The 25,017-nt window shown below is 47.4% G+C and carries 18 protein-coding genes; 15 read left to right on the top strand and 3 right to left on the bottom strand.

Translation table 11 applies throughout. The annotated features are described in order from the left end of the window. Positions 1-68: 68 nt before the first annotated feature. The 7 genes from T456_RS0114485 to T456_RS21575 all read left to right on the top strand — a co-directional run bounded on the left by T456_RS0114485 (position 69) and on the right by T456_RS21575 (position 10,964). On the top strand, positions 69-1,517 hold the full coding sequence (locus tag T456_RS0114485; RefSeq protein ID WP_024866735.1) for an aminotransferase class I/II-fold pyridoxal phosphate-dependent enzyme: 1,449 nt from the start codon (positions 69-71) through the stop codon (positions 1,515-1,517). 42 nt (positions 1,518-1,559) lie between these two features. Further along, positions 1,560-2,423, top strand: a complete 864-nt coding sequence (speE, locus tag T456_RS0114480) for a polyamine aminopropyltransferase (RefSeq protein ID WP_024866734.1) — start codon at positions 1,560-1,562, stop codon at positions 2,421-2,423. A 39-nt stretch (positions 2,424-2,462) separates the two neighbouring features. Continuing rightward, positions 2,463-3,725: a saccharopine dehydrogenase family protein gene (locus T456_RS0114475; protein WP_024866733.1), complete on the top strand. Its 1,263-nt coding sequence runs from the start codon at positions 2,463-2,465 to the stop codon at positions 3,723-3,725. 32 nt (positions 3,726-3,757) lie between these two features. Continuing rightward, positions 3,758-5,185: a carboxynorspermidine decarboxylase gene (locus T456_RS22865; protein WP_024866732.1), complete on the top strand. Its 1,428-nt coding sequence runs from the start codon at positions 3,758-3,760 to the stop codon at positions 5,183-5,185. Between the two features lie 141 nt (positions 5,186-5,326). Then, positions 5,327-6,529: an agmatine deiminase gene (gene aguA / locus T456_RS0114465; protein WP_024866731.1), complete on the top strand. Its 1,203-nt coding sequence runs from the start codon at positions 5,327-5,329 to the stop codon at positions 6,527-6,529. A 60-nt stretch (positions 6,530-6,589) separates the two neighbouring features. Next, the gene (gene aguB / locus T456_RS0114460) at positions 6,590-7,492 is read left to right on the top strand and encodes an N-carbamoylputrescine amidase (RefSeq protein ID WP_024866730.1); all 903 of its coding nucleotides are present in this window, start codon (positions 6,590-6,592) and stop codon (positions 7,490-7,492) included. A 52-nt stretch (positions 7,493-7,544) separates the two neighbouring features. Further along, on the top strand, positions 7,545-10,964 hold the full coding sequence (locus T456_RS21575; RefSeq protein ID WP_024866729.1) for an AAA family ATPase: 3,420 nt from the start codon (positions 7,545-7,547) through the stop codon (positions 10,962-10,964). A gap of 3 nt (positions 10,965-10,967) precedes the next feature. On the opposite strand, the gene T456_RS0114450 is transcribed toward T456_RS21575, so the two are convergent. Together T456_RS0114450 and hslO are read right to left on the bottom strand one after the other, a co-directional pair. After that, a complete protein-coding gene (locus T456_RS0114450) occupies positions 10,968-11,615 on the bottom strand; it encodes a trimeric intracellular cation channel family protein (protein WP_024866728.1) in 648 nt (215 codons plus the stop codon). Further along, a complete protein-coding gene (gene hslO, locus T456_RS0114445; protein ID WP_024866727.1) occupies positions 11,616-12,533 on the bottom strand; it encodes an Hsp33 family molecular chaperone HslO in 918 nt (305 codons plus the stop codon). A 213-nt stretch (positions 12,534-12,746) separates the two neighbouring features. Here hslO and T456_RS0114440 point away from each other — a divergent pair, with 213 nt between their 5' ends. From T456_RS0114440 to T456_RS20330, 6 genes are all read left to right on the top strand, one after another. Then, positions 12,747-14,468 (top strand): methyl-accepting chemotaxis protein, encoded by a 1,722-nt coding sequence (locus tag T456_RS0114440; protein ID WP_024866726.1) that lies wholly within the window; start codon positions 12,747-12,749, stop codon positions 14,466-14,468. Between the two features lie 145 nt (positions 14,469-14,613). Then, the gene (locus tag T456_RS0114435) at positions 14,614-15,270 is read left to right on the top strand and encodes a redox-sensing transcriptional repressor Rex (protein ID WP_024866725.1); all 657 of its coding nucleotides are present in this window, start codon (positions 14,614-14,616) and stop codon (positions 15,268-15,270) included. A 32-nt stretch (positions 15,271-15,302) separates the two neighbouring features. Continuing rightward, on the top strand, positions 15,303-15,965 hold the full coding sequence (locus T456_RS0114430) for a hypothetical protein (RefSeq protein ID WP_024866724.1): 663 nt from the start codon (positions 15,303-15,305) through the stop codon (positions 15,963-15,965). Between the two features lie 65 nt (positions 15,966-16,030). Beyond that, positions 16,031-17,587 (top strand): bifunctional ADP-dependent NAD(P)H-hydrate dehydratase/NAD(P)H-hydrate epimerase, encoded by a 1,557-nt coding sequence (locus T456_RS0114425; RefSeq protein ID WP_024866723.1) that lies wholly within the window; start codon positions 16,031-16,033, stop codon positions 17,585-17,587. A gap of 21 nt (positions 17,588-17,608) precedes the next feature. Continuing rightward, entirely contained in the window at positions 17,609-18,766 is a 1,158-nt protein-coding gene (gene alr / locus T456_RS20335) for an alanine racemase (RefSeq protein ID WP_035802403.1), read from the top strand. Further along, positions 18,767-20,902 (top strand): DEAD/DEAH box helicase, encoded by a 2,136-nt coding sequence (locus T456_RS20330; protein ID WP_035802233.1) that lies wholly within the window; start codon positions 18,767-18,769, stop codon positions 20,900-20,902. It begins immediately after the preceding gene. A 9-nt stretch (positions 20,903-20,911) separates the two neighbouring features. Here T456_RS20330 and T456_RS22585 read toward each other — a convergent pair whose 3' ends face one another. Continuing rightward, complete coding sequence (locus tag T456_RS22585; RefSeq protein WP_024866722.1) at positions 20,912-22,051, bottom strand: hypothetical protein; 1,140 nt, start codon at positions 22,049-22,051, stop codon at positions 20,912-20,914. A 189-nt stretch (positions 22,052-22,240) separates the two neighbouring features. Between T456_RS22585 and T456_RS0114405 the strand changes: the two genes are divergently transcribed. Next, entirely contained in the window at positions 22,241-23,533 is a 1,293-nt protein-coding gene (locus tag T456_RS0114405; RefSeq protein ID WP_197026904.1) for an ATP-binding protein, read from the top strand. Between the two features lie 122 nt (positions 23,534-23,655). Beyond that, positions 23,656-25,017, top strand: coding sequence for a hemolysin family protein (locus T456_RS0114400; protein ID WP_024866720.1), 1,362 nt, complete (start codon positions 23,656-23,658; stop codon positions 25,015-25,017).

Below are 25,017 nucleotides of genomic sequence, written 5' to 3'. Positions count from 1 at the left end.
AGCATGTCGGGACGGCATGATACTCCTTTTAGTATGTTATGCGTTTATTTGACCGGAGGAGTAGTTAGTTGAATTTGGATAAGCAAAAAAAAGCCCCGATATATGAGGCTCTGGAGCGTTTCAGAAAGCAGAGGGTAGTGCCTTTTGATGTTCCGGGGCATAAAAGGGGAAGGGGCAATGCGGAACTGGTGAGATTCCTTGGAGACAGATGTGTGGGGATCGATGTTAATTCCATGAAACCCCTGGATAATCTGTGTCACCCCGTTTCCGTTATCAAGGAAGCCGAGGAACTTATGGCGGATGCATTCGGCGCAGCCCATGCGTTCATGATGGTGAACGGTACCACCAGTGCGGTTCAGGCAATGGTTCTTTCAAGTGTTAAAAAGGGCGAGAAGATCATCATGCCCAGGAATGTGCACAAGAGTGCCATAAATGCCCTGATCCTGTGCGGCGCCGTGCCGGTATATATCGATCCCAAGGTGGATGTGAATCTTGGAATCCCTCTGGGAATGGAGATCGCCGATGTTGAGAAGGCAGTTAAGGACAATCCCGATGCCAAGGCGATCCTTATAAACAATCCTTCCTATTACGGAATATGTTCGGATTTAAAGAGCATTGTAGACTTAGCTCACAAGAACGGCATGATGGCTCTTGTGGATGAAGCCCACGGAACCCATTTGTACTTTGGACCAAATCTTCCCTTGAACGCCATGGATGCGGGAGCTGATATGGCAGCCATCAGTATGCATAAGTCCGGAGGAAGCCTTACCCAGAGCTCAATCCTTCTTTGTGGTCCTGATGCTAACGTTGGATATATCAGCAGGATAGTGAATCTTACCCAGACTACTTCAGCCAGCTACCTTCTTCTGGGAAGCCTTGATATTTCAAGAAGAAACCTTGCCTTAAACGGCCGGGACAGCTTCGAGAAGGTTACCAAGATGGCCCAGTATGCCAGGGAGGAGATCAATGATATAGGCGGTTACTATGCTTACGGCAATGAGCTCAAGAACGGCACCAGCATCTTTGATTTCGATGAGACCAAGCTTGTGGTCAACACCAGGAAGATAGGCCTTACCGGAATCGAGGTCTATGATCTTCTTCGTGATGAATACGATATTCAGATGGAATTCGGAGACCTCTCAAATGTTATGGCCTATATCTCCATAGGAGACAGGCTTCAGGACATAGAAAGACTTGCGGGAGCCCTCTCCGATATCAGGAGACTCTACAGTAAGCCGGAGCAGAAGTTCTTCTCTGCAGAATATGTCACACCGATCGTGAAAGCTACTCCCCAGGAGGCTTTTTATGCGGAAAAAGAGTCTGTTTCCATAGAGGAATGTGTCGGAAGGATCAGCGCGGAATCCGTTATGTGCTATCCTCCGGGTATACCGATCCTTTCACCCGGTGAGATGATCACGGAAGAGATCCTGGAATACATAAAGACGGCAATGGAAAAGGGATGTTCCATGCAGGGCCCCGAGAGTGAGGATATTTCCAGGCTTTTCGTGCTTAAATAAATTCTTTTTCCTGATATATGAAGGAGGTTTTTTATGGCAGAAATGGATTATTGGTTCAGTGATATGCATACAGGCAATGTTAAAATCAGCATTCGCCTGTCCAAGCAGCTCTTTTCCGGAACCAGTGAATTTCAAAGAATAGATGTTTTCGATTCCCCGGAGTTTGGCAAGTTCCTTGCCTCCGACGGAAACATCATCTTCTCAGAGAAGGATGAGTTCACCTACGATGAGATGATAGTACACGTGCCCATGGCCGTTCACCCGAAGGTTCAGAGGGTTCTGGTCCTTGGTGGCGGAGACGGCGGCGTAGCAAGAGAGCTTACCCACTACGATGAGATCAAGGTCATAGACGTTGTGGAGCCCGACTCAATGTTTGTGGATGTATGTAAACAGTACTTCCCGGACAATGCAGTAGGTCTTGAGGATGACAGAGTCCATATCTTTTACCAGGACGGACTTAAGTACCTTAGAAAATGCGAGGACATGTATGATCTTATCATAAACGATGCCACAGAACCCCTGGGGCATGAGGCAGGTCTTTTCACCAAGGAGTTCTACGGTAGTTGCTACAAGGCCCTCCACGATGACGGTATCATGGTTTACCAGCACGGCAGTCCCTTCTACGATGAGGACGAGGAGAGCTGCAGGGCCATGCACAGGAAGGCCTACAGGGTATTTCCGGTGAACAGGGTATATCAGGCCCATATTCCCACCTGTCCCGCAGGTTACTGGCTCTTTGGCTTTGCCAGCAAGAAGTACCATCCCCTCAAGGATTTCAATCCCGACAGATGGGACGAGAGAGGAATAAAGACGTGGTATTACACCACTCATTTGCATAAAGGAGCTTTCATGCTCCCCAAGTATGTTGAAGATCTATTACAGGAGGAGGAAGACATGTCTCGTTGACGCGGAACGATCCGTGTTTTGACATGAAAGGAGAAGATTATGAGCAGATTACTTGTTATAGGCTGCGGAGGAGTAGCCCAGGTTGCAATTCAGAAGTGCGCACAGAACAGCGGGGTGTTTACGGAAATGTGCCTTGCAAGCCGCACGGTAAGTAAGTGCGATGCACTTAAGGAGAAACTTGAGAAGCAGGGAAGCCCTGTAAAGATCACCACAGCCACCGTTAATGCCGATGACGTGAACGATCTTGTTAAACTCATAAAGGAGTATCAGCCCGATGCGGTCCTTAATGTGGCACTTCCCTATCAGGATCTGACCATCATGGATGCCTGCCTTGAGTGCAAGGTGGACTACATCGACACAGCTAACTATGAGCCCGAGGATACCGATGAGCCCGTATGGCGCGCAGCTTATGAGAAGCGCTGCAAGGAGAAGGGCTTTACCGCATACTTTGATTACAGCTATCAGTGGGCATATATGGACAGGTTCAGGGAGGCCGGCATCACAGGTCTTCTGGGAACCGGCTTTGATCCCGGTGTAACCAGTGTTTTTGTTGCCTATGCCAAGAAGCATTATTTCGATGAGATCCATACCGTTGATATTCTGGACTGCAACGGCGGTGACCACGGATACGCATTTGCCACCAACTTCAATCCCGAGATCAACCTTCGTGAAGTAAGTGCCAACGGCAGCTACTGGGAGGACGGTCACTGGGTAGAGACAAAGCCCATGGAGATCAAAAGAGAGTACGACTTCCCCGAAGTTGGAATGAAGGACATGTATCTTTTACATCATGAGGAGATCGAGGCTCTTGGAAGAAACTTCCCTGAGATCAAGAGGATCCGCTTCTTCATGACCTTCGGACAGAGCTATCTCGATCACATGAGATGTCTTGAGGACGTTGGAATGCTTTCAACAACTCCCATTAAATTCGAGGGAAAAGATATAGTGCCCATCCAGTTCTTGAAGGCTCTTTTGCCCGATCCTGCAAGCCTTGGCCCCAGAACAGTCGGAAAGACCAACATCGGATGTATCATCCGCGGAACCAAGGACGGCAAGGAGAAGGTGATCTACATCTACAACGTATGTGACCACCAGGAGTGCTATAAGGAGCTGGGAAGCCAGGCCATCAGCTACACAACAGGTGTTCCTGCCATGATCGGAACAGCACTTGTGGTTTCAGGACAGTGGAAGAAGCCCGGTGTATACACTACAGACGAGTTCGATCCCGATCCTTACATGGATATGCTTAACAAGTACGGACTGCCCTGGGTTGTTGACGAGAACCCTGTGGAGGTTCAGTAACTTATACTAAAGACTTCTTTGCGAGGACTGACATGACATTCAAAGAAATATCCACACCGGCATATGTCGTTGATGAGAGAAAACTTAAGGAGAATCTAAGGATCCTGAAGGAGGTTCAGGATAAGTCGGGGGCGAAGATCCTGCTGGCACAGAAGGCCTACTCCGTTTACCAGACTTATCCTCTTATCGCCAATTACCTGGCGGGGGCCACAGCTTCCGGAATATACGAGGCAAGGCTTGCCCATGAGGAGTTTAAGTTCCCGGGCTACGGCCTTAATAAGTGCGGATTCTCTAAACCTGAGAATCATGTTTTTGAACCTGCTTTTAAGGATGACGAGATGGAAGAGGTTTGCGCCATCTGCGACCACGTTGTCTTCAATTCACTTAGTCAGCTTGAGCACCACAGACCCGTCTGGGAGAGATACGTATCTTCGGGAAGCCTGTCTGTGGGTCTTAGGATCAATCCGGAGTTCAGATCCGACGACGGGCATGAGATCTATGATCCCTGCGCTCCCGGATCAAGACTCGGAATCAGAAACGAAGACATGCCCAAGACCCTTCCAAGGGGCGTTGAGGGACTTCATTTCCACAACCTGTGCGAGCAGGGCTTTGATCCGTTGGAGGATACCTTCCTTAAGGTCGAGAAGGATTTTCACCGCTTCTTCCCGAAGCCTCTTATCGAGGAGGACTACGATTCCTATATTTTTAACATGATAGGAGGAAATGAGGCGGACTCCTTTGAGGATACTGCCGGCGCAGAGGCCGCGGGGATGCCTTCTGGCGTAAGCACTGGTGGCCAGCCGGAGACAGGCACTGCCGGAGAGCAGCCTATTGGCATAAACGCTGCGGACCAGCCGGAGACAGGCACTGCCGGGACTGCCCCTTATGGACAGAGGGATCAGCAGAGTGATCTTCCCTGCATTAAGTGGATCAACCTTGGTGGCGGACACCATATCACCAGAGAAGATTATGACTTGGAAGGCCTTATAAGGCTTGTTAGCTATATAAGAGCACGATACGGCATTGATGTATATTTGGAGCCCGGAGAAGCCATCGCTCTTAACGCGGGCTATCTTGTTACTACGGTTATGGATGTGGTTGAGACCGACAGGATTCCGGTACTTGTGCTGGATACTTCTGCGGCCTGCCATATGCCCGACGTCCTTGAGATGCCCTACAGGCCGCCGCTTCGGGATTCCGAGCAGCCCGGGGAGATGAACTACACCTACAGGCTCTCCTCCAGAACCTGCCTTGCGGGAGACGTGATCGGCGACTACAGCTTCGAAGAAGAGAAGAAGGTCGGCGACAGGCTTATCTTCGAGGACATGGCCATCTACAGCATGGTCAAGAACAATACCTTCAACGGAATGGCACTTCCCGATATCGACATTCTCCACGAGGACGGAACCGTGGAGGTTCTAAAGAAATTCGATTATTCTGATTTTAAATCCAGACTGTGATTTGATGATCCGGATTGTGAATTGATAATTCAGACTGTGATTTGATGATCCGGATCGTAATCGGATGGATGTAATAGTATAAATGGCCGCGCATTGGAATAACCCTAATCACGAAAACAACACATTCACAGGAAAAAATCTATGACAGCGATAAAAGACACAACTCCAATTGCAGACGGCTACTCCATGCCGGCTGAATTTTCTCCCCATGACGGAACCATAATGATATATCCTACCCGCCCCGGAAGCTGGGGAAAAGACAGATCGGCTGCCCTCAAGGCCTTCGGGGAAATCTACCTGGAGATATTAAAGCGCGAGAATCTGTTTCTTCTCACCGACTGGGGTCATTACCATGAGGCGGAAGAGTTTCTCACAAGCCTTATCGATGACTACGAGAGCCGCAATGAAGCAGCAGAGCCGGGCAAATCTGAACCTGAAACAGCATCCACAGATGACCTCATCTTAAGTGACAGGCTCTATATTCTCCCCATAGACTCCGATGATGCCTGGGCAAGGGACGTGGGCCCAACATTCCTGACTAAACCAGGCCGTGACATAAGGGCCGTGAACTGGGCTTTCAATGCCTGGGGCGGAAAAGTGGACGGCCTGTACGCATCCTGGGACAAGGACGATGCGGTGGCAGAGGAATTCTGCGAGCTGTATGAAACAGATTACTATGATGCTGCGCCTTTTGTTCTGGAAGGCGGAAGCATTCACTGCGACGGAGAAGGTACAGTCATGGTTACGGAGAGCTGCCTTTTAAGCCCGGGCAGAAACCCTGACCTTACCAAAGCGCAGATAGAAGAGAAGCTTAAAAACTACCTGGGAGCAGAAAAGATTCTCTGGCTCCCGCGTGGTATCTATAACGACGAGACCAACGAGCACGTGGACAACGTGTGCGCATTTATAAAACCGGGGGAGGTAGTCCTTGCATGGACAGACAATACCGATGACCCCCAGTATGAAATGTCAAAGGCCGACCTTGAGTATCTCAAAAGAGAAACCGACGCAAAGGGAAGAAAGTTTAAGATCCATAAGCTCCCGATTCCCGATCACCCTGTTACGATTGAACAAAATGACCTTGATAACTACGAATTTGAAGAGGGAGAGGACACAAGAGAAGCCGGAGAGCGCCTTGCAGCAAGCTATGTAAATTTCTATTTTATTAACGGCGCAGCCCTGGTTCCCCGGTTTGGCGGCATCAACGCAGACAGCGACAGGCGGGCAATAGACATCCTAAAAGATCTCTGCCCCGACAGACAGATCATAGGGATCGATGCAAGAGCCATTCTCCTTGGAGGCGGCAACATCCACTGCATAACCCAACAGGTACCTGAAATCTGATCAGACCACAATCGCAGGACACAGACTTACCTGAAATCTAACACTAAAGAGGACGCAAATATGAGCAGCAAGATCAAAGTAGCCTGCATCCAGTTCGCCTGCGGACAGACAGCAGCAACAGATGAAGAGCAGGTCAGAAGAAATATCGAAACAGCCGGAAGGCTTACAAGGCAGGCAGCCGGTAAAGGTGCAAAGATCATTCTTTTATCGGAGCTTTTTGAGAGAAAGTATTTTTGCCAGGAGAGACGTTACGACTACTACGAGATGGCAAGCAGCATTTCCGAGAATCCTGCTGTGGAGTACTTTAAGAAGCTTTGCGCAGAGCTTAAGGTGGTAATGCCCATCAGTATCTACGAGAAGGATGGCAATGAACTCTACAACTCTGTAGTTATGATAGATGCTGACGGAGAAAGCCTTGGAGTCTACAGAAAGACCCATATTCCCGATGACCACTATTATCAGGAGAAATTCTACTTTGTTCCCGGCAACACCGGTTTTAAGGTGTTTGATACGGCTTACGGCAAAGTCGGGGTTGGCATCTGCTGGGACCAGTGGTTCCCGGAGACCGCAAGATGTCTTGCTCTTAACGGAGCGGACATAATCCTTTACCCCACAGCCATAGGATCAGAGCCCATTCTTAATGTGGACAGCAGCGGACACTGGATGAGGACCATGCAGGGACATTCCGCAGCCAACATAATCCCTGTGGCAGCGGCCAACCGCATAGGAACAGAAAACGTAGAACCCTCTGAGGAGAACGGAGGCCAGTCATCAAGCCTTTGCTTCTACGGAACAAGCTTTTTGACGGATGAGACAGGAGACTGCATCGCCAAAGCCTCCAGGGACAAGGAAGAGATAATCTACGCAGAATATGATTTTGATGAGATCAGAAGAAACAGGCTCTCCTGGGGATTATTCAGAGACAGAAGACCTGAGTGCTATAGCGATATAAGCGGCAGATAAGCCTTAAGGCAGGCCAGCATCAGATAAACCATGACAGGAGGTCATATACTACATGAGCACCCCATATAATTATTTGGCTGAAGCTTTTAAAGTTGCCAGTGAAAAGCAGCAGATTCAGGGGACTGTAACATCCAATCCACTGATGGTCATCTATTCCTATGTCATATTATGCAAGGAACAGCCCACCAACCAAAGCCTGAATCAGGTGCGGGAACTGACACGTCTCTTCGGGCTGCGGACTTCGGCAATAGAGCGCAGCCTTCCCAGGTATTTCAAAAAGTATGAAAATGCTGAAGGTAAGGAGCCTCTGTTCACATCAATCAAACCGGATTATGAAATATCTGATAGGGACATCTTCGCACTGGCCTGCATCAGGTCCATCAATTATCTGCATACGGATCTTTTTATCACATCTGAAGGCAAGGGCAATCTTAATCATCTGGTAAAGACTGAAGAAAAACTCATTGAGCAAATGAACGATGTGATTAATCACGAATTGCTCAAGGGTCTTGATGAAACAGATGACTTATATGAAGACTGCGATGAGGATCCTGAAGAACAGGAGGAAGAGTCTATAGAAGCTTTTGCAGCTTCCTATTTTCGCAGTGAGACCCTTGGAGATATCGCCGCTAAGATGGCCGGGTTCAAAACTGAGCTTTCCAACACCATAGTAGGTCAGGACAGGTGCATAGCGAAGCTTCTGGAGGGCCTGTTTAAGCTTGTTTATACCGATGGAGTGGAAACAAAAAATGGTCCCAGAGGAGTGTTCTTTTTTGCAGGCCCCCCCGGAGTCGGTAAAACTCTCATGGCTTTCAAAATCGGAGAACTTTTCCCTGAATACCGGTACGAAAAATTCGACATGGCAGACTACTCTGCAGAGACGGACTTCTTCCAGTTTACGGGAACGGATCAGTCCTACAGACAGGCTCATGAGGGACTTCTTGCCAGGGCAATTAAGAAGAATCCAAAGAATATTTTTGTCTTTGATGAGATAGAAAAGGCCGGAAGCAAGGTTCAGAATGCTCTTCTTGGAATACTCAGCGCCGGACAATTCATGGACGATTTTCTTAAGAGAGAAATTTCCTGCAGGGAGTGTATTTTCATCTTTACATCCAATGCCGGGAAAAAACTCTACGAAAACCGCAATATCAGACTGTCATCCGTTACGGAATCGGTACTGATGAGTGCCATATCTCAGGAGACAAAGACCAATAGCGAGAACAATACGGTTCCGGTTATTTCCGCACCATTTTTATCCAGGATAATGACAGGCACAGTCCTGATGTTTGACTACATAGAAGAGGATGCTCTTGCCGGAATAGCAGACAGGTTCATGAAAAAGAGCTGTGAGATCCTGGAGAGGAAGTCAGACCTTAAGTTTGAATACGATGAAATTCTGCCTCTTCTTTTCCTGTTCCATTACACTGACAAGATCGATGCCAGGATTGCCTCCTCAAAGGCTCCTGATTTCATTATGAAGGAATTTTTTGAGATAGTGCGTCAGTATGGCAACATGAGCGAATTGTTTGATGAGGCAAAGAAAGTAAGACTGTCTGTGGATATTCCCAAGGATGAGGCACTCAGAAAATTCTTTGTTCCCAGTGAGCCTCAAAAGTTCGTGTTTGTGTGCCGGGATGAGATAGCAAAACTTTTGCCCAAAAAGAGCGATGTTTTTGAGATAGTTAAGGAGAATCCCGATATTTCCGATGAGATCGCAGACTCAGAAGTAGCTGCATTCTTTATAGATCCCTATCTTGGAGTGCACGAGTCGGACCATGAAGCTGTGGGCCTTGAAGACAGCGACAGTGACGGAGTTGATCTTATCTACAGGATTTTAGACAGCAATATCAATGTGCCCGTTTATCTTATAAATTACAACGGGAACATCTCCCCGACAGACCAGGACAGCTTTATTACCCTTGGATGTAAAGGCACGTTGGAGATTGAGAAAAAAGGCGACAAGCTTTCAAATGGTATGGAAAAGCTTGCCCGCGGCCTTTACATGAAGAAGAAATGCCGCGAACTGAACCGCCGCGGTTACATCATTGATTTTGATACCATGGTGGAAAAGGTTAAGGATGAGATCGTTGTAACCTACTATGATATCCGCAAGAAGCAGGCCATTGACGAGATGACGGGACACAGAGCAATCAGTGATGACGAGCGTCCAAATACCAAGCTTGAGGATGTTATTGGTGCCAAGACCGCCAAGGAAGAGCTGCAGTATTACCTTGAGTACCTCAAACAGCCGGTGAAGTTCATGAAGAAGGGAGGAAGGATACCCAAGGGAATTCTTCTCTACGGACCTCCCGGAACAGGTAAGACCATGCTTGCAAGGGCCATGGCAGGAGAATCCGACTGCTCCTACTTCCAGATCAATGCTACCGAGCTTTTTGAATCTGCGGTTGGCGCAGGAGAGGACAGTGTCCGCGAACTCTTTGCCAGAGCCCGCAAATACGCGCCCTCCATCATATTCATCGATGAGATAGATACCATCGGCAAGACAAGAACCGGATCCGGGGCATCGGAATATTGTCACGGACTTCTGACCACTCTTTTGACAGAAATGGATGGATTCTCAGCCAGGAAGGAGCCTGTGTTTGTTCTGGCAGCCACCAACTACGGGGTTACCGAAAGAGACACCATGAATCTTGATCCGGCACTTCTTAGAAGGTTTGACAACAGGATCTATGTGGGACTTCCCGAGAAGGCTGACAGGCAGAAGTTCCTTGAGTCGGTAAGAGATAAAAAGGGTTATACTGCGATCTCCGATGAGGCCATAAAAAACGTGGCCGGAAGGACCGTAGGTCAGACCATAGCGACCCTTGAGTCCATCGTTGACCTTATGCACAGAAAGTCAGTTATGACAGGTGCCGTCGTAGATGACGATCTTTTCATAGAATCTCTTGATGAGTACGATCACGGCGCCGAAAAAGAGCGCTCCTCGGAATACTATGAGAAGACCTCCATCCATGAATCGGGGCACGCCTACATGGCATATTTAAATCACGAGAAGCCCACCTTTGTGACCATTGTTTCAAGGGCTGATTACGGCGGATATATGCAGCGCGAGATAGACGAGCAGAAGGGCGCTATGTCCAGGGATGAAATCCTTGGCAGGATAAGAACGGCCCTTGCGGGAAGAGCTGCGGAGATGGAATTCTACGGCGAGGATGCCTGCGACACCGGTGCTTCCTCTGACCTTGCCAATGCCACATCCTACGCCATGAGCATTGTCACCACCTACGGTATGATAAAAGGGCAGATGCTTAGCTTCAGATCCGATGCCCTTTCATCAATAAAAATGCCCCGGGAGTATGTGCAGATGGCTAACGACATAATCCTGGAGCAGTTTGAGCTTTGCAAAAAGCAGGTCCATGAGGGCAGGAGCAAGATCGAAGAGCTTGCCGGTGCACTCAGGGAAAAGAACTATCTCACAAAGGCAGATATTGAAGAAATAATTAAGAAATAAGTTTTACTCATGAAGATGCACTGTGGGAAGGTTCCACTCATAGTGCATCGCCAGGAACCTCAGTATCACAATGATAAAGAAACCGGCTATTGTGCTAAGGAGCTCGTTGCCTGTGTATTTCCACAGCACAACGGTCACGATGGCGCCGGCGATACAGGCGATGGCATATACATGTTTAACAAGAACAGCAGGGATCTTGTCGGCAAAGACGTCACGGACAATGCCGCCACCGATCCCTGTTACTATGCCCAGAAATGCCACAAGGAACAGGTTATCACCGTAGCCTGCATGGATACCGGTAAAAGTTCCGTCCACGGTAAAGGCTGCAAGACCAAGGGTATCAAGCCAGAACAGGAGCTGATCGTAGATGGGAGAGATACCCTTGGGCATCGGCTTTTTGAGGTACATGATAACAAAGGCAATGTTGGCTGTTATCAGCGTGATTATGGTATAAGCCGGATTTACAAACATCACGGGAGGAGTGCTGTTGATTATAAGATCCCTTATAAGTCCGCCTCCGGTGGCTGTAACAAGGGCAAGAAGGTTGATGCCGAAGATGTCCATGTCCTTCCTTGCTGCCACAACCGCTCCTGAGATGGCAAAAGCTATAATTCCGATATTTTCTATTACCGCCATTATCGTAGAGGTCATTTAAATGTCCTTCTTTTCTGAGGATTTTGTGATCTTTGCTTTTTCTTTAAGAGCCTTGAGCTCGTCTATACTGAACATGTAGGACTTGTTGCAGAAGTGGCATTTAAGCTCTACCTCTTTTCCCTCATCGATCATATCCTGAAGCTCCTCCTGACCTACCAGCATAAGAGCGCGCTCAACCCTGTCCTTGTCACAGTTGCAGTAGAAGTTAAGGTCGATGGTGTCGGTGATCTCAATATCAAAGCCATCAAGCACGATGTTAAGAAGCTCCTCGGGAGTCTTACCTGCCTTAAGGATGTCCGTAACGGAAGTGAATTTATTAAGATTCTCCTCAAGATGGCTGATGGTGGCGTCATCTGCAAAGGGAAGAAGCTGGATAATGAATCCTCCCGCTGCAATCACGCTTAAATTCTCGCGTTCAACCAGAACTCCAAGGCCTACGGAAGAAGGTGTCTGCTCGGACTTTGTGAAGTAGTAGGTAAGGTCCTCTGCAACTTCTCCGGAGTAGAGAGGAACCTGTCCAACGTAGGGCTCTTTGAGGCCCATGTCTCTTATGACCGTAAGGGTGCCTTCTCCGATGGCTCCTCCAACGTTAAGGTGTCCTGAAGCATTGGGCTCCATGATCACGTAGGGGTTACTTACGTAGCCCTTTACATTTCCCTTGTTGTCTGCAGTGGCCAGAACACCCTTCATGGGGCCGTCGCCGTCCAGCTTAACGGTGATGAGATCATCGTCATTATCCATCATGGTTCCCATCATTGCGGTTCCGGTCATGAGTCTTCCAAGGGCAGCGGCTGCTATGGGAGAGAGACCGTGAGCCTTTCTGCCGTATTCCGCCAGGTCTCTTGTTGTAGCGGCAAAGGCTCTTATCTGCGCGTTGGCAGCTGTTGCCCTTACCATATAATCTTTATATGACATATTGTGTTTCTCCTTATTATTATGTGAACTAACCTATAATAATTTATTTTTGCGGGATTGTAAATAAATGACGCATGTTACCATAAAACAATATATTTTTATCAAAATTTTATAAACAATATAGAACTATACACCGACATAAATTGTATAATATATCTATGAGATTGCGCACAATTTTTTTTAGGTAAAAGATCCGGTGAAGGAGGAGACAAAATGGAACCTAAGGTGAGGAACGGTAAACTGGTCCAGAAACTTATTGTCGCCGCAATAGCTGCCATTGTCGGCATTGCTATTGTACTGACCAGCATAAGCGGCTATCAGATCAACAAGACCTATAATGATATGGTAAAGGAAGAGCTGAATGTTGCCGCAGAGCAGCTTAACAGCGAGCTCACCTATGTGTGGGACGGTGACTGGGCTTTAATTGACGGACAGGTTTACAAGGGCGAACAGAATGTCATGGCCGAGTACGAGGAGATGATGGATGACCTTAGCGAAGACACGGGAATTGTCTATTCGTTGTTCTTTGGTAAGACCAGAATGATAACTACCATGGTGGGCAGCAATGGCCAAAAAGCAACAGGCTTTGATGCTTCCGATGATGTATATAGTCATGTTGTGAACAGTAAAGAGGAGTATTACCTGAATACTGTTCCCGCCGGAGCGACAGAGAAGTATTACAGCTATTATGAGCCTCTGTGCAATGACGACGGTACAGTTATCGGTATGGTCTATGCCGGAAGAGAGAGCAATTCGGTTAAAGCTTACATCAGAAGTATTATCATCGGAATGTGTGTTCTTTCCGCTATCCTCACAATACTCCTTTCACTGGTTGGCATATTTGTTGCAAACAAGACTTCCGTTAAGATGAGAGCCATTGCTGATGAGATGGGACATCTTTCCGATGGTGAGCTGAATCTTAATATCGACAAAAACTCCCTTAAGAGAAATGATGAGATCGGACTTCTTGCAGACGGTGCTCAGACCCTCAGTAAGAAGCTTGGCGAAGTCATCAGGACCACAATGGATATGTCCAATGAGCTCAAGAAATCCGGAGCTGAGCTTTCGGAATCCGCAACTCAGGCTTCGAATGCATCAAGCCAGGTAAGCGAAGCTGTTGACGATATCTCCAAGGGTGCCGTAAATCAGGCCGAGAGCGTTGAAAGCGCTGCAGGAAATACTCAGGCCATCGGAAGAGATATTGATGAAGTATCCGATAACGTTGAGGAACTTAACGCATATGCCAATGAGATGAAGACCTCCTGCGAGGCAGCCATGGAAGCTCTTGAAAAGCTCATTTCCCAGAGCAATGAAGTTCAGTCCTCTGTCCGTGAGATCGGTGATACCATCAACTCTACAAACGAGTCGGCAAAAGAGATATCGAAGTTCTCTCAGGCTATCACAGAGATCGCATCTCAGACAAACCTGCTTTCACTTAATGCTTCCATCGAGGCTGCAAGAGCCGGTGATGCCGGTAAGGGCTTTGCGGTAGTTGCTACAGAGATCGGACAGCTGGCTATTCAGAGCAGTAACAGCGCAGATGAGATCAAGAAGATCGTTGAGAAACTGGTTGCTGATTCAGAGGCTTCCGTTGAGGTAATGCAGAAGCTGAACACCAACTTTGAACAACAGTCCGAGCAGCTTGATGACACCAAGGACAACATGCAGAGCATGGCTGATAACGTTGATAACGTATCAAAGAGCACCGACAGCATTGCAGAGCACATCGGAAAACTGAATACAGCCAAGGACAAATTGGTGGAGATCATTTCGGATCTGTCGGCTATATCGGAAGAGAACGCAGCCTCCACAGAGGAGACAAATGCTTCCATGCAGGAACTCAATGCCACATTCCAGATTATTACCGAGTCTGCCGGCAAGCTTCAGGAGCTGGCAAACGGCATGACAGATGCCATCAGTTACTTCAAACCGTAAGCAGTTGATAAATGGGGCCCTTGGCCGCGGTAATTCCCGTGGTTAAGGGCTTTTTATTGAATCACTCCATAATTGACATATATTTAACGGATAAGATATAATTAGGCGTAAATACACCTAATCATGTTGAGAAATGGAGCGTATTATGGCAGAAAAAGAAATATCTCAGGCGGTCATCAGCAGACTGCCCAGATACTTTAGATATCTTGGAGATCTTAAGGAGAGGGGTGTAGAGAGAATATCCTCTCAGGAGCTCAGTGACATCATGAACGTCACTGCTTCTCAGATCAGACAGGACTTTAATAATTTTGGCGGATTCGGACAGCAGGGATACGGCTATAACGTGAGCTATCTCTATGACGAGATCAGCAAGATCCTGGGCATAGACAAGGAGCACAGCCTTGTTATCATTGGTGCGGGACATCTTGGAAAGGCTATCGCAGGTTATACCAACTTCACCAGAAGAGGTTTTGTTTTCAAGGGAGCTTTTGACAAGGACCCTTCACTTTACGGTACGAAGATAAGAGATGTGGAAGTAAGACCAATAGATGAGGTTGAGGATTTTATCAGGAATAACGGCATTGAGATAGCTGTTCTTACCATTCCCAAGGATCAGGCGGTGCCAATGGCCCACAAGCTTGCTGAGTGCGGTATCAAGGCAATCTGGAATTTTGCCCATGTTGACCTGGATGTACCTGACAATATTCAGGTAGAAAATGTACATTTATCTGACAGTTTGATGAAACTGTCGTATAATATAAACAGGTACGAAACAACGATTAATCCTCGTAAAGAGGGCTAGAAACCTAAAAACCACGATAGTGAGAGAATCTGATGGCGAGAAACAATGATGAAGTTTACATGTCCGCGCTGGAAGGAAAGAGCATTCCGATTCTGACGCTGGACGATAAGTGGCATCAGCTGTTTACACAAACGGAGATGACTCCTGAGATAGAGGCTTTGGCAGATCAGCTTAATTCTCTGGTGGAACGGGACGCCAAGATCAGAACCGAGACCAAAAATATAAAGCGCCTGAAGAAAAAGATGCTTGATGAGATAGTTCCGCTAAGAGATCAGGCCAACAGATCAGGATCCGCCAAGATTGAACATGAGATCTCAGAGAGAACAAGACTCATCGGCGAATGCAATGACAAGCTTGCTTCACGCCAGGATGAACTGCTGGATCTGTCCCGTGATATATATGATGTGGATTACAAGCTGATGATAGAGACCATGAAGGCCTGCTATGAGACGCTCCACGACAATACCGATGAGATAAAGGCTCTTGACCAGTGGGTATCGCAGGTCAGAGTTGAACTTAAAAAGAACGTTATCCGTCTTCAGGAAAGAGAGATGGAGAATTATAATCTCTATTCATACATGCATCAGATTTTCGGTCCGGAAGTGATCGAGCTGTTCGACCTTAAGTACGATCCTGACAGGAGACATCCCATCAGAAGACCTCTTGAGGGAGATGAAGACGATTACGTGGAATAAACAAAAGAACTATCGTAGGGCTGCCTTTGGCAGCCTTATGTTTTGGCTTGAAAGGAACGGTGACCATGAGATTTGCAGTTACAAGTCAGGAAATGAAGATCTGTGACAGAAACACTGCCGAGTATTTTGGCATCGGTACGGCTGTCCTTATGGAGAGGGCATCACTGGCCATTGCGGATGAGATAATAAAGTGGAAGGAAAGCCGGGGAGCAGACAGACAGTATTCTGTCCTGGTCCTTGCGGGAGTTGGAAACAACGGCGGTGACGGCGTGTGCGCAGGAAGAATCCTTGCGCAGAAGAATTTTAATGTGACAAACTGCGTTATTGGGAATATGACCAAATGCAGCGATCTCATGTTAAAACAGCTTAGCATTGCCGGAAATTACGCAGTCCCAAGTGACACTTTTTCCAATATAAGAGACAACAAAAGACCAAGTGACTTTGATATCATAATAGATGCAATGTTCGGGATAGGGCTTTCAAGGCCTCTTACAGGTGACAGCCTTGAGGCGGTTTCCTTCATCGAAAAATGTAAGAAGGAACGGGGAAGCGATCTTCTTGTTATCTCGGTGGACATTCCTTCGGGAATAAATGCAGATAACGGACAGGTAATGGGTAATGCCGTAAAGGCTGACAAGACAGTTACCTTCAACTTTACAAAGCTTGGTCACCTGTTTTATCCGGGATGTGAGTATTCCGGCGAGGTGATAATAAGAGACGTCGGAATAACCATAGCGGGATTCCTTGACAGAACTCCCGGTTTTATCTGGTATGACGGCGAGCCGGCAGGTCTTTTGCCTGAGAGGAAGAAGGACGGCAACAAGGGCACTAACGGTAAGGTCCTGATAGTTGCGGGATCAAAGGATATCAGCGGAGCCTGCATACTTTCGGCAAGCGCAGCTTTAAGAACAGGCGCGGGGATGGTAAGGATATTTACGGCTTCCGAAAATGCCGAGGCAGTAAAGACGCTTCTTCCCGAGGCACTTCTTGATGTGTACGAGGACTTTGAGCCGATAGAGGACAAGCTTGGCGCGGCCTGCAAGTGGTCAACCCAGGCGGTTTTGGGCCCCGGGATCGGAACCCTCGGAAAGGGCAGGGAACTGGTAAGCAATATGCTTCGAGACTACGACAAGAGCCTTGTGGTTGATGCGGATGCCCTTAATCTTATTGCTGAGGATTCCGAACTTATGGAGCTTGCCGGAAATTATTGCACAGATGGTAAGAAGATGATACTTACTCCTCACCTTGGGGAGTTTGCAAGGCTCTTTAACTGCAGTGTAAAGGAGTGCAAGGAGCATATCACACAATATCCCGCAGAGCTGGCAAAGCGTATGCATGCCACAGTCATCTGCAAGGATGCCCGCAGCATAGTGGCTGACGGCAATGAGAAGAGATCCTATATCAATGTCAGCGGCAACGACGGAATGGCAACAGCAGGTTCGGGGGACGTACTTTCCGGGGTGCTGGGAGCTCTTTTGAACGATGAGATGACGGGCTTTGAAGTGGCCTGCGCCGGAGTTTATATCCATGGAAGAGCCGGAGATGCGGCGGCGGAAAAGCTCGGCAAATATGCCGTTGCAGCCACAGACATAGTTGAAGCGATCAGTAAAGTATTACATTAAAGGATATGAGAAATGATGGATATGGAACAGTTTTCCAGAGTATATGCAAAGATAGATCTTAGCGCAGTAGAGTACAATCTTTTGGCCATGAAGGGGAATATCCCTGAAGGCACGAAGATCATGGCAGTTATCAAGACTGATGCCTACGGCCATGGAGCTAAGGAAATCGCAGCCTTCCTGGAGGAGAAGGATTATATATCGGGCTATGCCACAGCTACAGCTGAAGAAGCCTTTGAACTTCGCGATGCCGGTATCAAAAAGCCCATTCTGATCCTTGGATACACCTTCCCCTATTCCTACAGGAGGATGCTTACGGATGGGATAAGGCCTACGGTTTTCAGATATGACATGGCCCAAGAGCTCTCCGATATGGGAAAAGAACTGATGGCTGAAGGCATACTCAAAGAGGCGCCTCCGGTGCACATCGCCGTTGATACCGGAATGAGCAGGATAGGAATAACTCCCGACGAAAAGGGCGTTGATTTTATAAGAAAGGTTCTTTCCCTTCAGGGAATCAATCTTGAAGGCATATTTACACACTTTGCAAGGGCTGATGAAGAGGACCTTACCAATGTCCGTGAGAGGGAGCAGGTCTTCAAGGATTTCCTTGATAAGGCTAAAGAGGAGACGGGATATGAGATCCCTGTTAAACACTGCGCTAACAGCGCCAGCATCATAGCTGTTCCCGAGTCCTCAATGGATATGGTAAGGGCAGGTGTGACTATCTACGGCATGTGGCCGTCAAGCGAAGTGCCTAGGAATATCATTGATCTTAAGCCTGTTATGGAGCTTATAAGCCATGTGGTAATGGTGAAGGAAGTTCCCGAAGGAACCCCGGTAAGCTACGGTGGAACCTTTGTTACACAGCGTCCTACAAGGATCGCAACAATCCCTGTTGGATATGGAGACGGATATCCCAGAAGCCTTTCCGGAAAGGGGTATGTGCTTATTGACGGGCACAGAGCGCCGATCCTTGGAAGGGTGTGCATGGACCAGTTCATGGTGGATGTAACGGACTTTCTTGATATCGCCGAGGGAGACGAGGTTGTCCTTCTTGGCAGGGATAAAAAGAGCGGCGAAGTAATAAGCGCAGAGCTTCTTGGAGACATGAGCGGCCGCTTTAACTATGAGCTTACCTGTGACATCAATCACAGAGTACCAAGAGTATTTGTCAAATAAATGAAAAAACCTGATTTCAAGGAACTGAAAAAACTGATAAGGGCCATAAGCGATGCCGATGCGGCTTGCAAAAACATGTATGCCGAAGGCGACCTACAGAGGGAGCAGATAAGGCAGCTTTGCGGGCAAATTGCAGCAAGGCAGGCCAAGGATAAGCTTGATGGCTATTCCGTAGAGGAACTTAAAAAATCAAAGGCAGGCATAAGAGTGTCTGCCCTTATTTCTGCCGGTTACAATACCCTTGGCGACATTGCCGCAGCTTCCGACGGGGAAATCCGTTCCATAGAGGGAATAGGAGATAAGCAGATTGAAGCCATCCGCCGCATCGTGACGGAGTTTGCCAACAGCCTCTCCCAGGGGGAGACAGTAAAGCTTCAAAGAGAGGATACCGGGCTTATCACGGCTCTTTTCCGGTATATGAAATGCGAAAAGGTAAGGAAGGATGCCGGGGTTGCTTCAAAGGGTCTTTCTGAGCAGGCTACGAGGATAGCCGGGGATCCCTTTATTAGAAACGGGGTTCACTGGCTCTTTTCCGGGAGCGAATTAAAACAGCATACCCTTGAAATGGCGGACTTTATATACACCTTCACGGAAAGTGAGTTTTTCGGGAATGTGCTTGGCTTTTTTGACCTTTATCAAGAGGGGAAGACCTGCAGCAGCGATGAGGCGATAAGAGCTTTTGAGAAAAACGGAGCGGACTTCTATGCGCTCCTTGAAAGCCTTGGGAGCATAAAGGGCAACAGGCCCTTTGTCTACGACAGCATTCCCATGATGCTGGCTGAGGAGATAGACGGTCTTGACCTTGATCTTTCCGGCTTTACCGGGAATCTCAGGGCTTATCAGGTCTTTGGCGCCAAATATATTCTTAATCAGAAGGACGTGCTTCTTGGGGATGAGATGGGGCTTGGAAAGACTGTGCAGGCCATAGCTGCCATGGCTCACATAAGCGCAAGGGCAGAAGGGATATGCCATTTCCTGGTGGTCTGTCCTGCCAGCGTTCTTGTTAACTGGGGCAGAGAAATCGAAAAATTCAGTAATATCAGGACTTTTACGCTGCATGGAGCGGGTATTGAAGATTCTTTTGACCGGTGGAAACAGCAGGGCGGCGCAGCCATAACCAATTATGAATCCATGGGAAAGATCGTGGACGGAATCGATAACAGGATGAAGCTTAATATGCTCATCATAGACGAAGCTCACTACATCAAGAACCCGGATGCGCAGCGAACCAGATACATAAGGCGGCTTGACAACGAATCCGAGAGGATCCTTCTGATGACCGGAACTCCTCTTGAGAACAGGGTGGAGGAGATGTGCAATCTTCTTGATTTCGTGCGCCCGGACATGACTTCGCAGATCAGGTCTGTAGCCCACATTTCCAATTTGCCTGAGTTTAAGCAGAAACTGGCGCCGGTGTATCTAAGGCGCACCAGAAGCCAGGTCCTCACCGAGCTTCCTCCCATCAGCGAAAAGGAGGAGTGGTGCAGCATGACAGCGGATGACACCGCAGCCTACATTGCCGCCATCGGGACAAAGAGCTTTCAGACCATGCGAAGGGTTTCCTTCCTGCAGGAGGATCTTACAGAATCTGCAAAGGGCAGGAGACTTCTTGAACTGTGCGACGAAGCGGTTGCCGAAGGCCGCAAGGCTGTTGTTTACTCCTTCTACAGGGAGACCATAGCCAGGGTCCATAAGCTCCTTGGGAAAAGATGCAGCGGCGTGATCAGCGGAGATGTTGCAGCCGAAGAAAGACAGGGCATCATTGATGCTTTTTCTGATGCAAAAGAGGGAAGCGTTCTTCTTTGCCAGGTACAGGCGGGAGGCGTGGGCCTTAATATTCAGGCAGCCAGCATGGTGATCTTCTGTGAGCCCCAGATCAAGCCATCCCTTACCTGGCAGGCTCTGTCCAGGGTCTACAGAATGGGACAGGTCAGGAACGTAACTGTTTATCACCTTCTGTGTCCTGACACCATTGATGAAGATATGATACTTCGGCTTGAAGAAAAGCAGATTAGCTTTGACAGCTTTGCCAATGAGTCCGTCGTGGCAGGTGCCTACGACGACATCATGGACCGAGAGTGGATAAATGATCTTATAAAGAAGCAGAATGAGAAATATCTGCCTACGGTTCTGTGACAGTAAAAGTTACCTGAAGCGCTTCTTGGCTTCGGTATATTGAATGTTTATTTCCTGAAGGGCGGCGGTGTCGCCGTCCATATTGTCGGGATGGTAGAGCTTGACCAGTGACTTGTATTTGCGGTTCACGCTTTCCAGGCTGTTGCAGCCCGCAAAGAAGTCAAAGGAAGTTGCAGGTGAGGGTTCGTCATCGTCTTCCTCTTCCTCATCATAAAAATCCTCGTCATCGTCACCGCCGTGAGGGGGATAGCTCTCCCTCCAGAAGAAGCCTCCGAAGCCGCCCCGGTGCGGAGGAGCATCGTATTCGTCCTCATCCTCGTCGTCATCTTCGTCTTCGTACTCTTCGTCGTATTCCTCATCCTCAGAATCGTAATCATCGTCCCAGGCTTCCCGGTCATCTTCGTAGTAGCCGTCTTCTTCGTCTTCCTCGTCCTCGTAGTAAGCGTCCCACTTATGACGCCTCTTTTCCCGTTCCTCTTCACGGAATTCCCGGTTGCGCTGCTTAAGATTCCTTGCGTATTCCTTCTCCTCGTATTTCACACCGGTCTTAGGGAAAAGTCGATGCATACGTCCCCTTATCTGAGCAATGAAATGATTGCCAAAGAGCGCTCTTACAACATACAGGACAGCATCCGCCAAAATGGCTCCGAAAATAAGAGGCAGGAAAGATGAAAATACAGACAACAGCAGAAATACGCAGTGGACCGGAACAAACATCAGCACCGCAAGAAGAATCAGGAGAACGAAAGCAGCAGAACCCCTGTAGGGGGCAGTAAATAGTCCCCACCAGCTCCAAAGGGATGAGAATATGGAGGGGAGGGTTTCTTTATTTTTGGTGAACATGGACTGCAAAAGTGCCCCCGCATCATCGTTTGCAGATGAAATAACCTCCAGCGGCGCATAAATAAGAGCGTCGGAAGCAGCCGGAGCAGAAGCACCTGAAGTGACGGCGCCTGCCACCAGAAGATAGGTATTAAATACAAGCAGGGCAAAAAAGACAGTGGCTGTCACAGGAAGAAAAACGAAGAGCATCTTCACTGCCTTGAAAAGAAGCTTTAAGAACCACAGCAAAGCAGAAAAGAAGGCCTTCACAGTATATAGAAACGCCGTAACTACGGCATTTACGATCATGGTAATAAATGCGATCATAGATAAACTCCCCCCGGCTTATAGCCATCTAAACCATTTTATATGAAAAAAGGTAGTCCCTCAACCCATGTAAAATAGAGAATGGCAAATGTGTTAACTGTTTTATCACAAATCAGTTAAATGAAATTGCACAAATCTGTTAGATTGACTATAATATTCATATATATCAACGCATAAAAAGGAAAAACTATGATGGAAAAAGGAAACAAATATCGCCAGAGAATAACGGACTCGGCGTTAAAACTTAAACTTGAAGCGTTCGGAGCAGCACTGATAGTCGGCCCCAAAGGTTGTGGCAAGACTACAACAGGGAAACATTTTGCCAGGAGCTATATAGAGTTTCAGGATGAAGATAACAGAGAGAAGTATTTATCTGTGGCAGAGAATATGCCATCTAAGCTGCTGATCGGAGATAAGCCCCGGTTATTTGATGAATGGCAGGATGCTCCTAAGATATGGGGCGCGGTAAGAAAGGATATTGATGATACCGGTCTTAAAGGTCAGTATATCCTGACAGGATCTTCTTCTCAAAAAGCAGAAACAGCACATACAGGAACATTAAGAATTTCTACTCTCAAAATGTATCCGATGAGTCTTTATGAGAGCGGAGAGTCGACGGGCAGTGTTTCGCTGATGGATCTTTTTGATGGAAAGCCTGTTGAATGGGAAGAATCAAAATTAAGCATTGATGATCTGATTTATGCAATCTGCCGCGGCGGTTGGCCTCAAAGCATTGATATAGAGAACAGGGACGCAGCACTTTCCATAGCTTCAGATCTTTTTTATCAGACATGTCACATAGATATTTCAAAAATCAGCCACACTAAGAGAAATCCGCTCTGGGCTGAGCGATTGCTTAGATCATACTCCAGGAATATATGTACTTTGGCAGAAACAAAGACTATTATTGCAGATACTTCTTCAGCGTCGGAAATGTCCAAACCTACATTTTATGAATATTTTCATGATCTTGAAGACTTGTTTATAATTGATGAACTGCCTGCATGGTGTCCTGCAATAAGATCAAAAGAAGCAATTCGAGCCGGCAATAAACGTAATCTGGTAGATCCATCTATAGCAGTTGCGGCTCTGGGCCTGTCTCCGGAGTACTTTAATACTGATTTTAAGACCTTGGGATTTCTTTTTGAATCGCTATGTATCAGAGATCTTAAAATATACTCTTCCGGAATGAACGGTGAGGTTTCATATTATCATGACAGATATGGTCTGGAAGCAGATGCTGTGCTCCATTTGAAAGATGGAAGATATGCTCTTATAGAGTTCAAACTCGGTAGTAAAGATATAGATATGGGAGCAGAGCATTTATGTGAAATTGAGAGGCTTATTAGCGAGTACAACAAGAAGGAGAAACAGGTTCCTTTGAGGCTTCCGGATCTTAAGATTGTAATCACCGCTACTGAATATGGTTACAAAAGAGAAGATGGGGTATATGTCATTCCTATAGGATGCCTCAGAAATTGATTACAGCTAGAAGAGCTTTTTGTCACGAAAAAAGGTAGTCCCTCAACCTAAAATGTGTTATAGTGTAATTTGATATTTTGCGTGTATTTTGACCTGTTGTATATAAGTCAGGAGGAATTATTATGGACGAAGGCTTGCCTTCTGTCAGTATTTTCGCTTTTTTTATCATTCTCATAATTGATATCGTGATCCACGGCTTTGCCATGGGACTCGAGCATGTCAGTAAGGATGAGCTTGATAAAAGAAGCAGCGAAAACAAAGACAAGATAAGTGGGAAACTCCTTAAGATACTTGAGGATGAAGCTTCTCACACAGAGGCCATGCAGCTTCTGAAGATAATTATAAACATGATCCTTGGCGGATTTTTCACCGTGGATTTCGGAAGCTGGCTTGCGACAATCTTTGCGGTGGAGCCGGACAGCGTACCGGGGCAGATCATTCTTCTGGCAACCGGACTTGTTGTGGCACTGCTTCTTATGTGCTTTGGCATCATGATCCCAAGAAGACTTGCGGCAAGAAATCCCGAGAAGTGGGCGTACGGCTGTTTTTACCCGGCTGTATTCTTCAGGACGATCCTGTATCCCTTTGTTGCCATTGTAAGCGGCCTGGCTCACGGATTTCTGTATATCTTCGGAATCAGGGGAGATGACAACATCACCGATGTTACCGAGGAAGAGATCAAGTCCATGGTAAATGAAGGCCAGGAGCAGGGCGTGCTTCAGGAAACTGAGGCGGACATGATCACCAATATCTTCGAGTTTTCCGACAAGGAAGCTCAGGATATCATGACCAACAGAAATACCATGGTCGCCATTGATGCCAACATGAGTCTGAAGGAAGCCGTAGACTTCATGATGAACACCAATAACAGCAGATTCCCGGTTTACCTGGATGATATCGACCACATAATCGGTATCATGCATATAAGGGATGCACTTAAGAAGCTTTCAGCTGAGACGGACGAGCAGCTGCCCATCAGGAAGATCAAAGGACTGCTCCGTCAGCCCAAGTTTGTTCCCGAAACCAGGAACATTGATTCACTGTTCCACAGTATGCAGTCCAGCAAGACCCAGATGGTTATTGTTATTGATGAGTACGGCCAGACAGCAGGTCTTGTTACCATGGAAGATATCCTTGAGGAGATCGTTGGTAACATCATGGATGAGTATGACGAGGATGAGAATTACGTCAAGCCCACCAGAACTGCCGGTGAGTTTATTGCAGACGGCAAGACTCCTCTTGAAGTTCTTGAGAAGAGATTCAAGATCACCTTTGAGGAGAGTGAATTTGAAACCCTCAACGGATACCTGATATCAAAACTTGACAGGATCCCCGAGGAAGGCGTCGAGTTCGACGTAGATGTAGACGGCTATAATTTCAAGATCCTATCTGTACAGAACCACATGGTTCAGGATGTGCTTCTTACGAAGCTCCCTGAAGAAAAGGTGGAGGATACGGAAAACGAATCGGAAATAGCAAAATAG

Source organism: Butyrivibrio sp. FCS014 (assembly GCF_000526935.1).
In the GTDB taxonomy this organism is placed as follows: Bacteria; Bacillota; Clostridia; order Lachnospirales; family Lachnospiraceae; genus Butyrivibrio.
The sequence above is the reverse complement of the archived record's forward strand: the minus strand, read 5'-3'. Positions and strand labels throughout refer to the sequence as shown.

Coding starts and splice junctions, on each gene's coding strand:
- speE (WP_024866734.1), top strand. CDS start 1,560: ATGGATTATTGGTTCAGTGATATGCATACAGGCAATGTTAAAATCAGC.
- T456_RS0114475 (WP_024866733.1), top strand. CDS start 2,463: ATGAGCAGATTACTTGTTATAGGCTGCGGAGGAGTAGCCCAGGTTGCA.
- T456_RS22865 (WP_024866732.1), top strand. CDS start 3,758: ATGACATTCAAAGAAATATCCACACCGGCATATGTCGTTGATGAGAGA.
- aguA (WP_024866731.1), top strand. CDS start 5,327: ATGACAGCGATAAAAGACACAACTCCAATTGCAGACGGCTACTCCATG.
- aguB (WP_024866730.1), top strand. CDS start 6,590: ATGAGCAGCAAGATCAAAGTAGCCTGCATCCAGTTCGCCTGCGGACAG.
- T456_RS21575 (WP_024866729.1), top strand. CDS start 7,545: ATGAGCACCCCATATAATTATTTGGCTGAAGCTTTTAAAGTTGCCAGT.
- T456_RS0114450 (WP_024866728.1), bottom strand. CDS start 11,615: ATGACCTCTACGATAATGGCGGTAATAGAAAATATCGGAATTATAGCT.
- hslO (WP_024866727.1), bottom strand. CDS start 12,533: ATGTCATATAAAGATTATATGGTAAGGGCAACAGCTGCCAACGCGCAG.
- T456_RS0114440 (WP_024866726.1), top strand. CDS start 12,747: ATGGAACCTAAGGTGAGGAACGGTAAACTGGTCCAGAAACTTATTGTC.
- T456_RS0114435 (WP_024866725.1), top strand. CDS start 14,614: ATGGCAGAAAAAGAAATATCTCAGGCGGTCATCAGCAGACTGCCCAGA.
- T456_RS0114430 (WP_024866724.1), top strand. CDS start 15,303: ATGGCGAGAAACAATGATGAAGTTTACATGTCCGCGCTGGAAGGAAAG.
- T456_RS0114425 (WP_024866723.1), top strand. CDS start 16,031: ATGAGATTTGCAGTTACAAGTCAGGAAATGAAGATCTGTGACAGAAAC.
- alr (WP_035802403.1), top strand. CDS start 17,609: ATGGAACAGTTTTCCAGAGTATATGCAAAGATAGATCTTAGCGCAGTA.
- T456_RS20330 (WP_035802233.1), top strand. CDS start 18,767: ATGAAAAAACCTGATTTCAAGGAACTGAAAAAACTGATAAGGGCCATA.
- T456_RS22585 (WP_024866722.1), bottom strand. CDS start 22,051: ATGATCGCATTTATTACCATGATCGTAAATGCCGTAGTTACGGCGTTT.
- T456_RS0114405 (WP_197026904.1), top strand. CDS start 22,241: ATGATGGAAAAAGGAAACAAATATCGCCAGAGAATAACGGACTCGGCG.
- T456_RS0114400 (WP_024866720.1), top strand. CDS start 23,656: ATGGACGAAGGCTTGCCTTCTGTCAGTATTTTCGCTTTTTTTATCATT.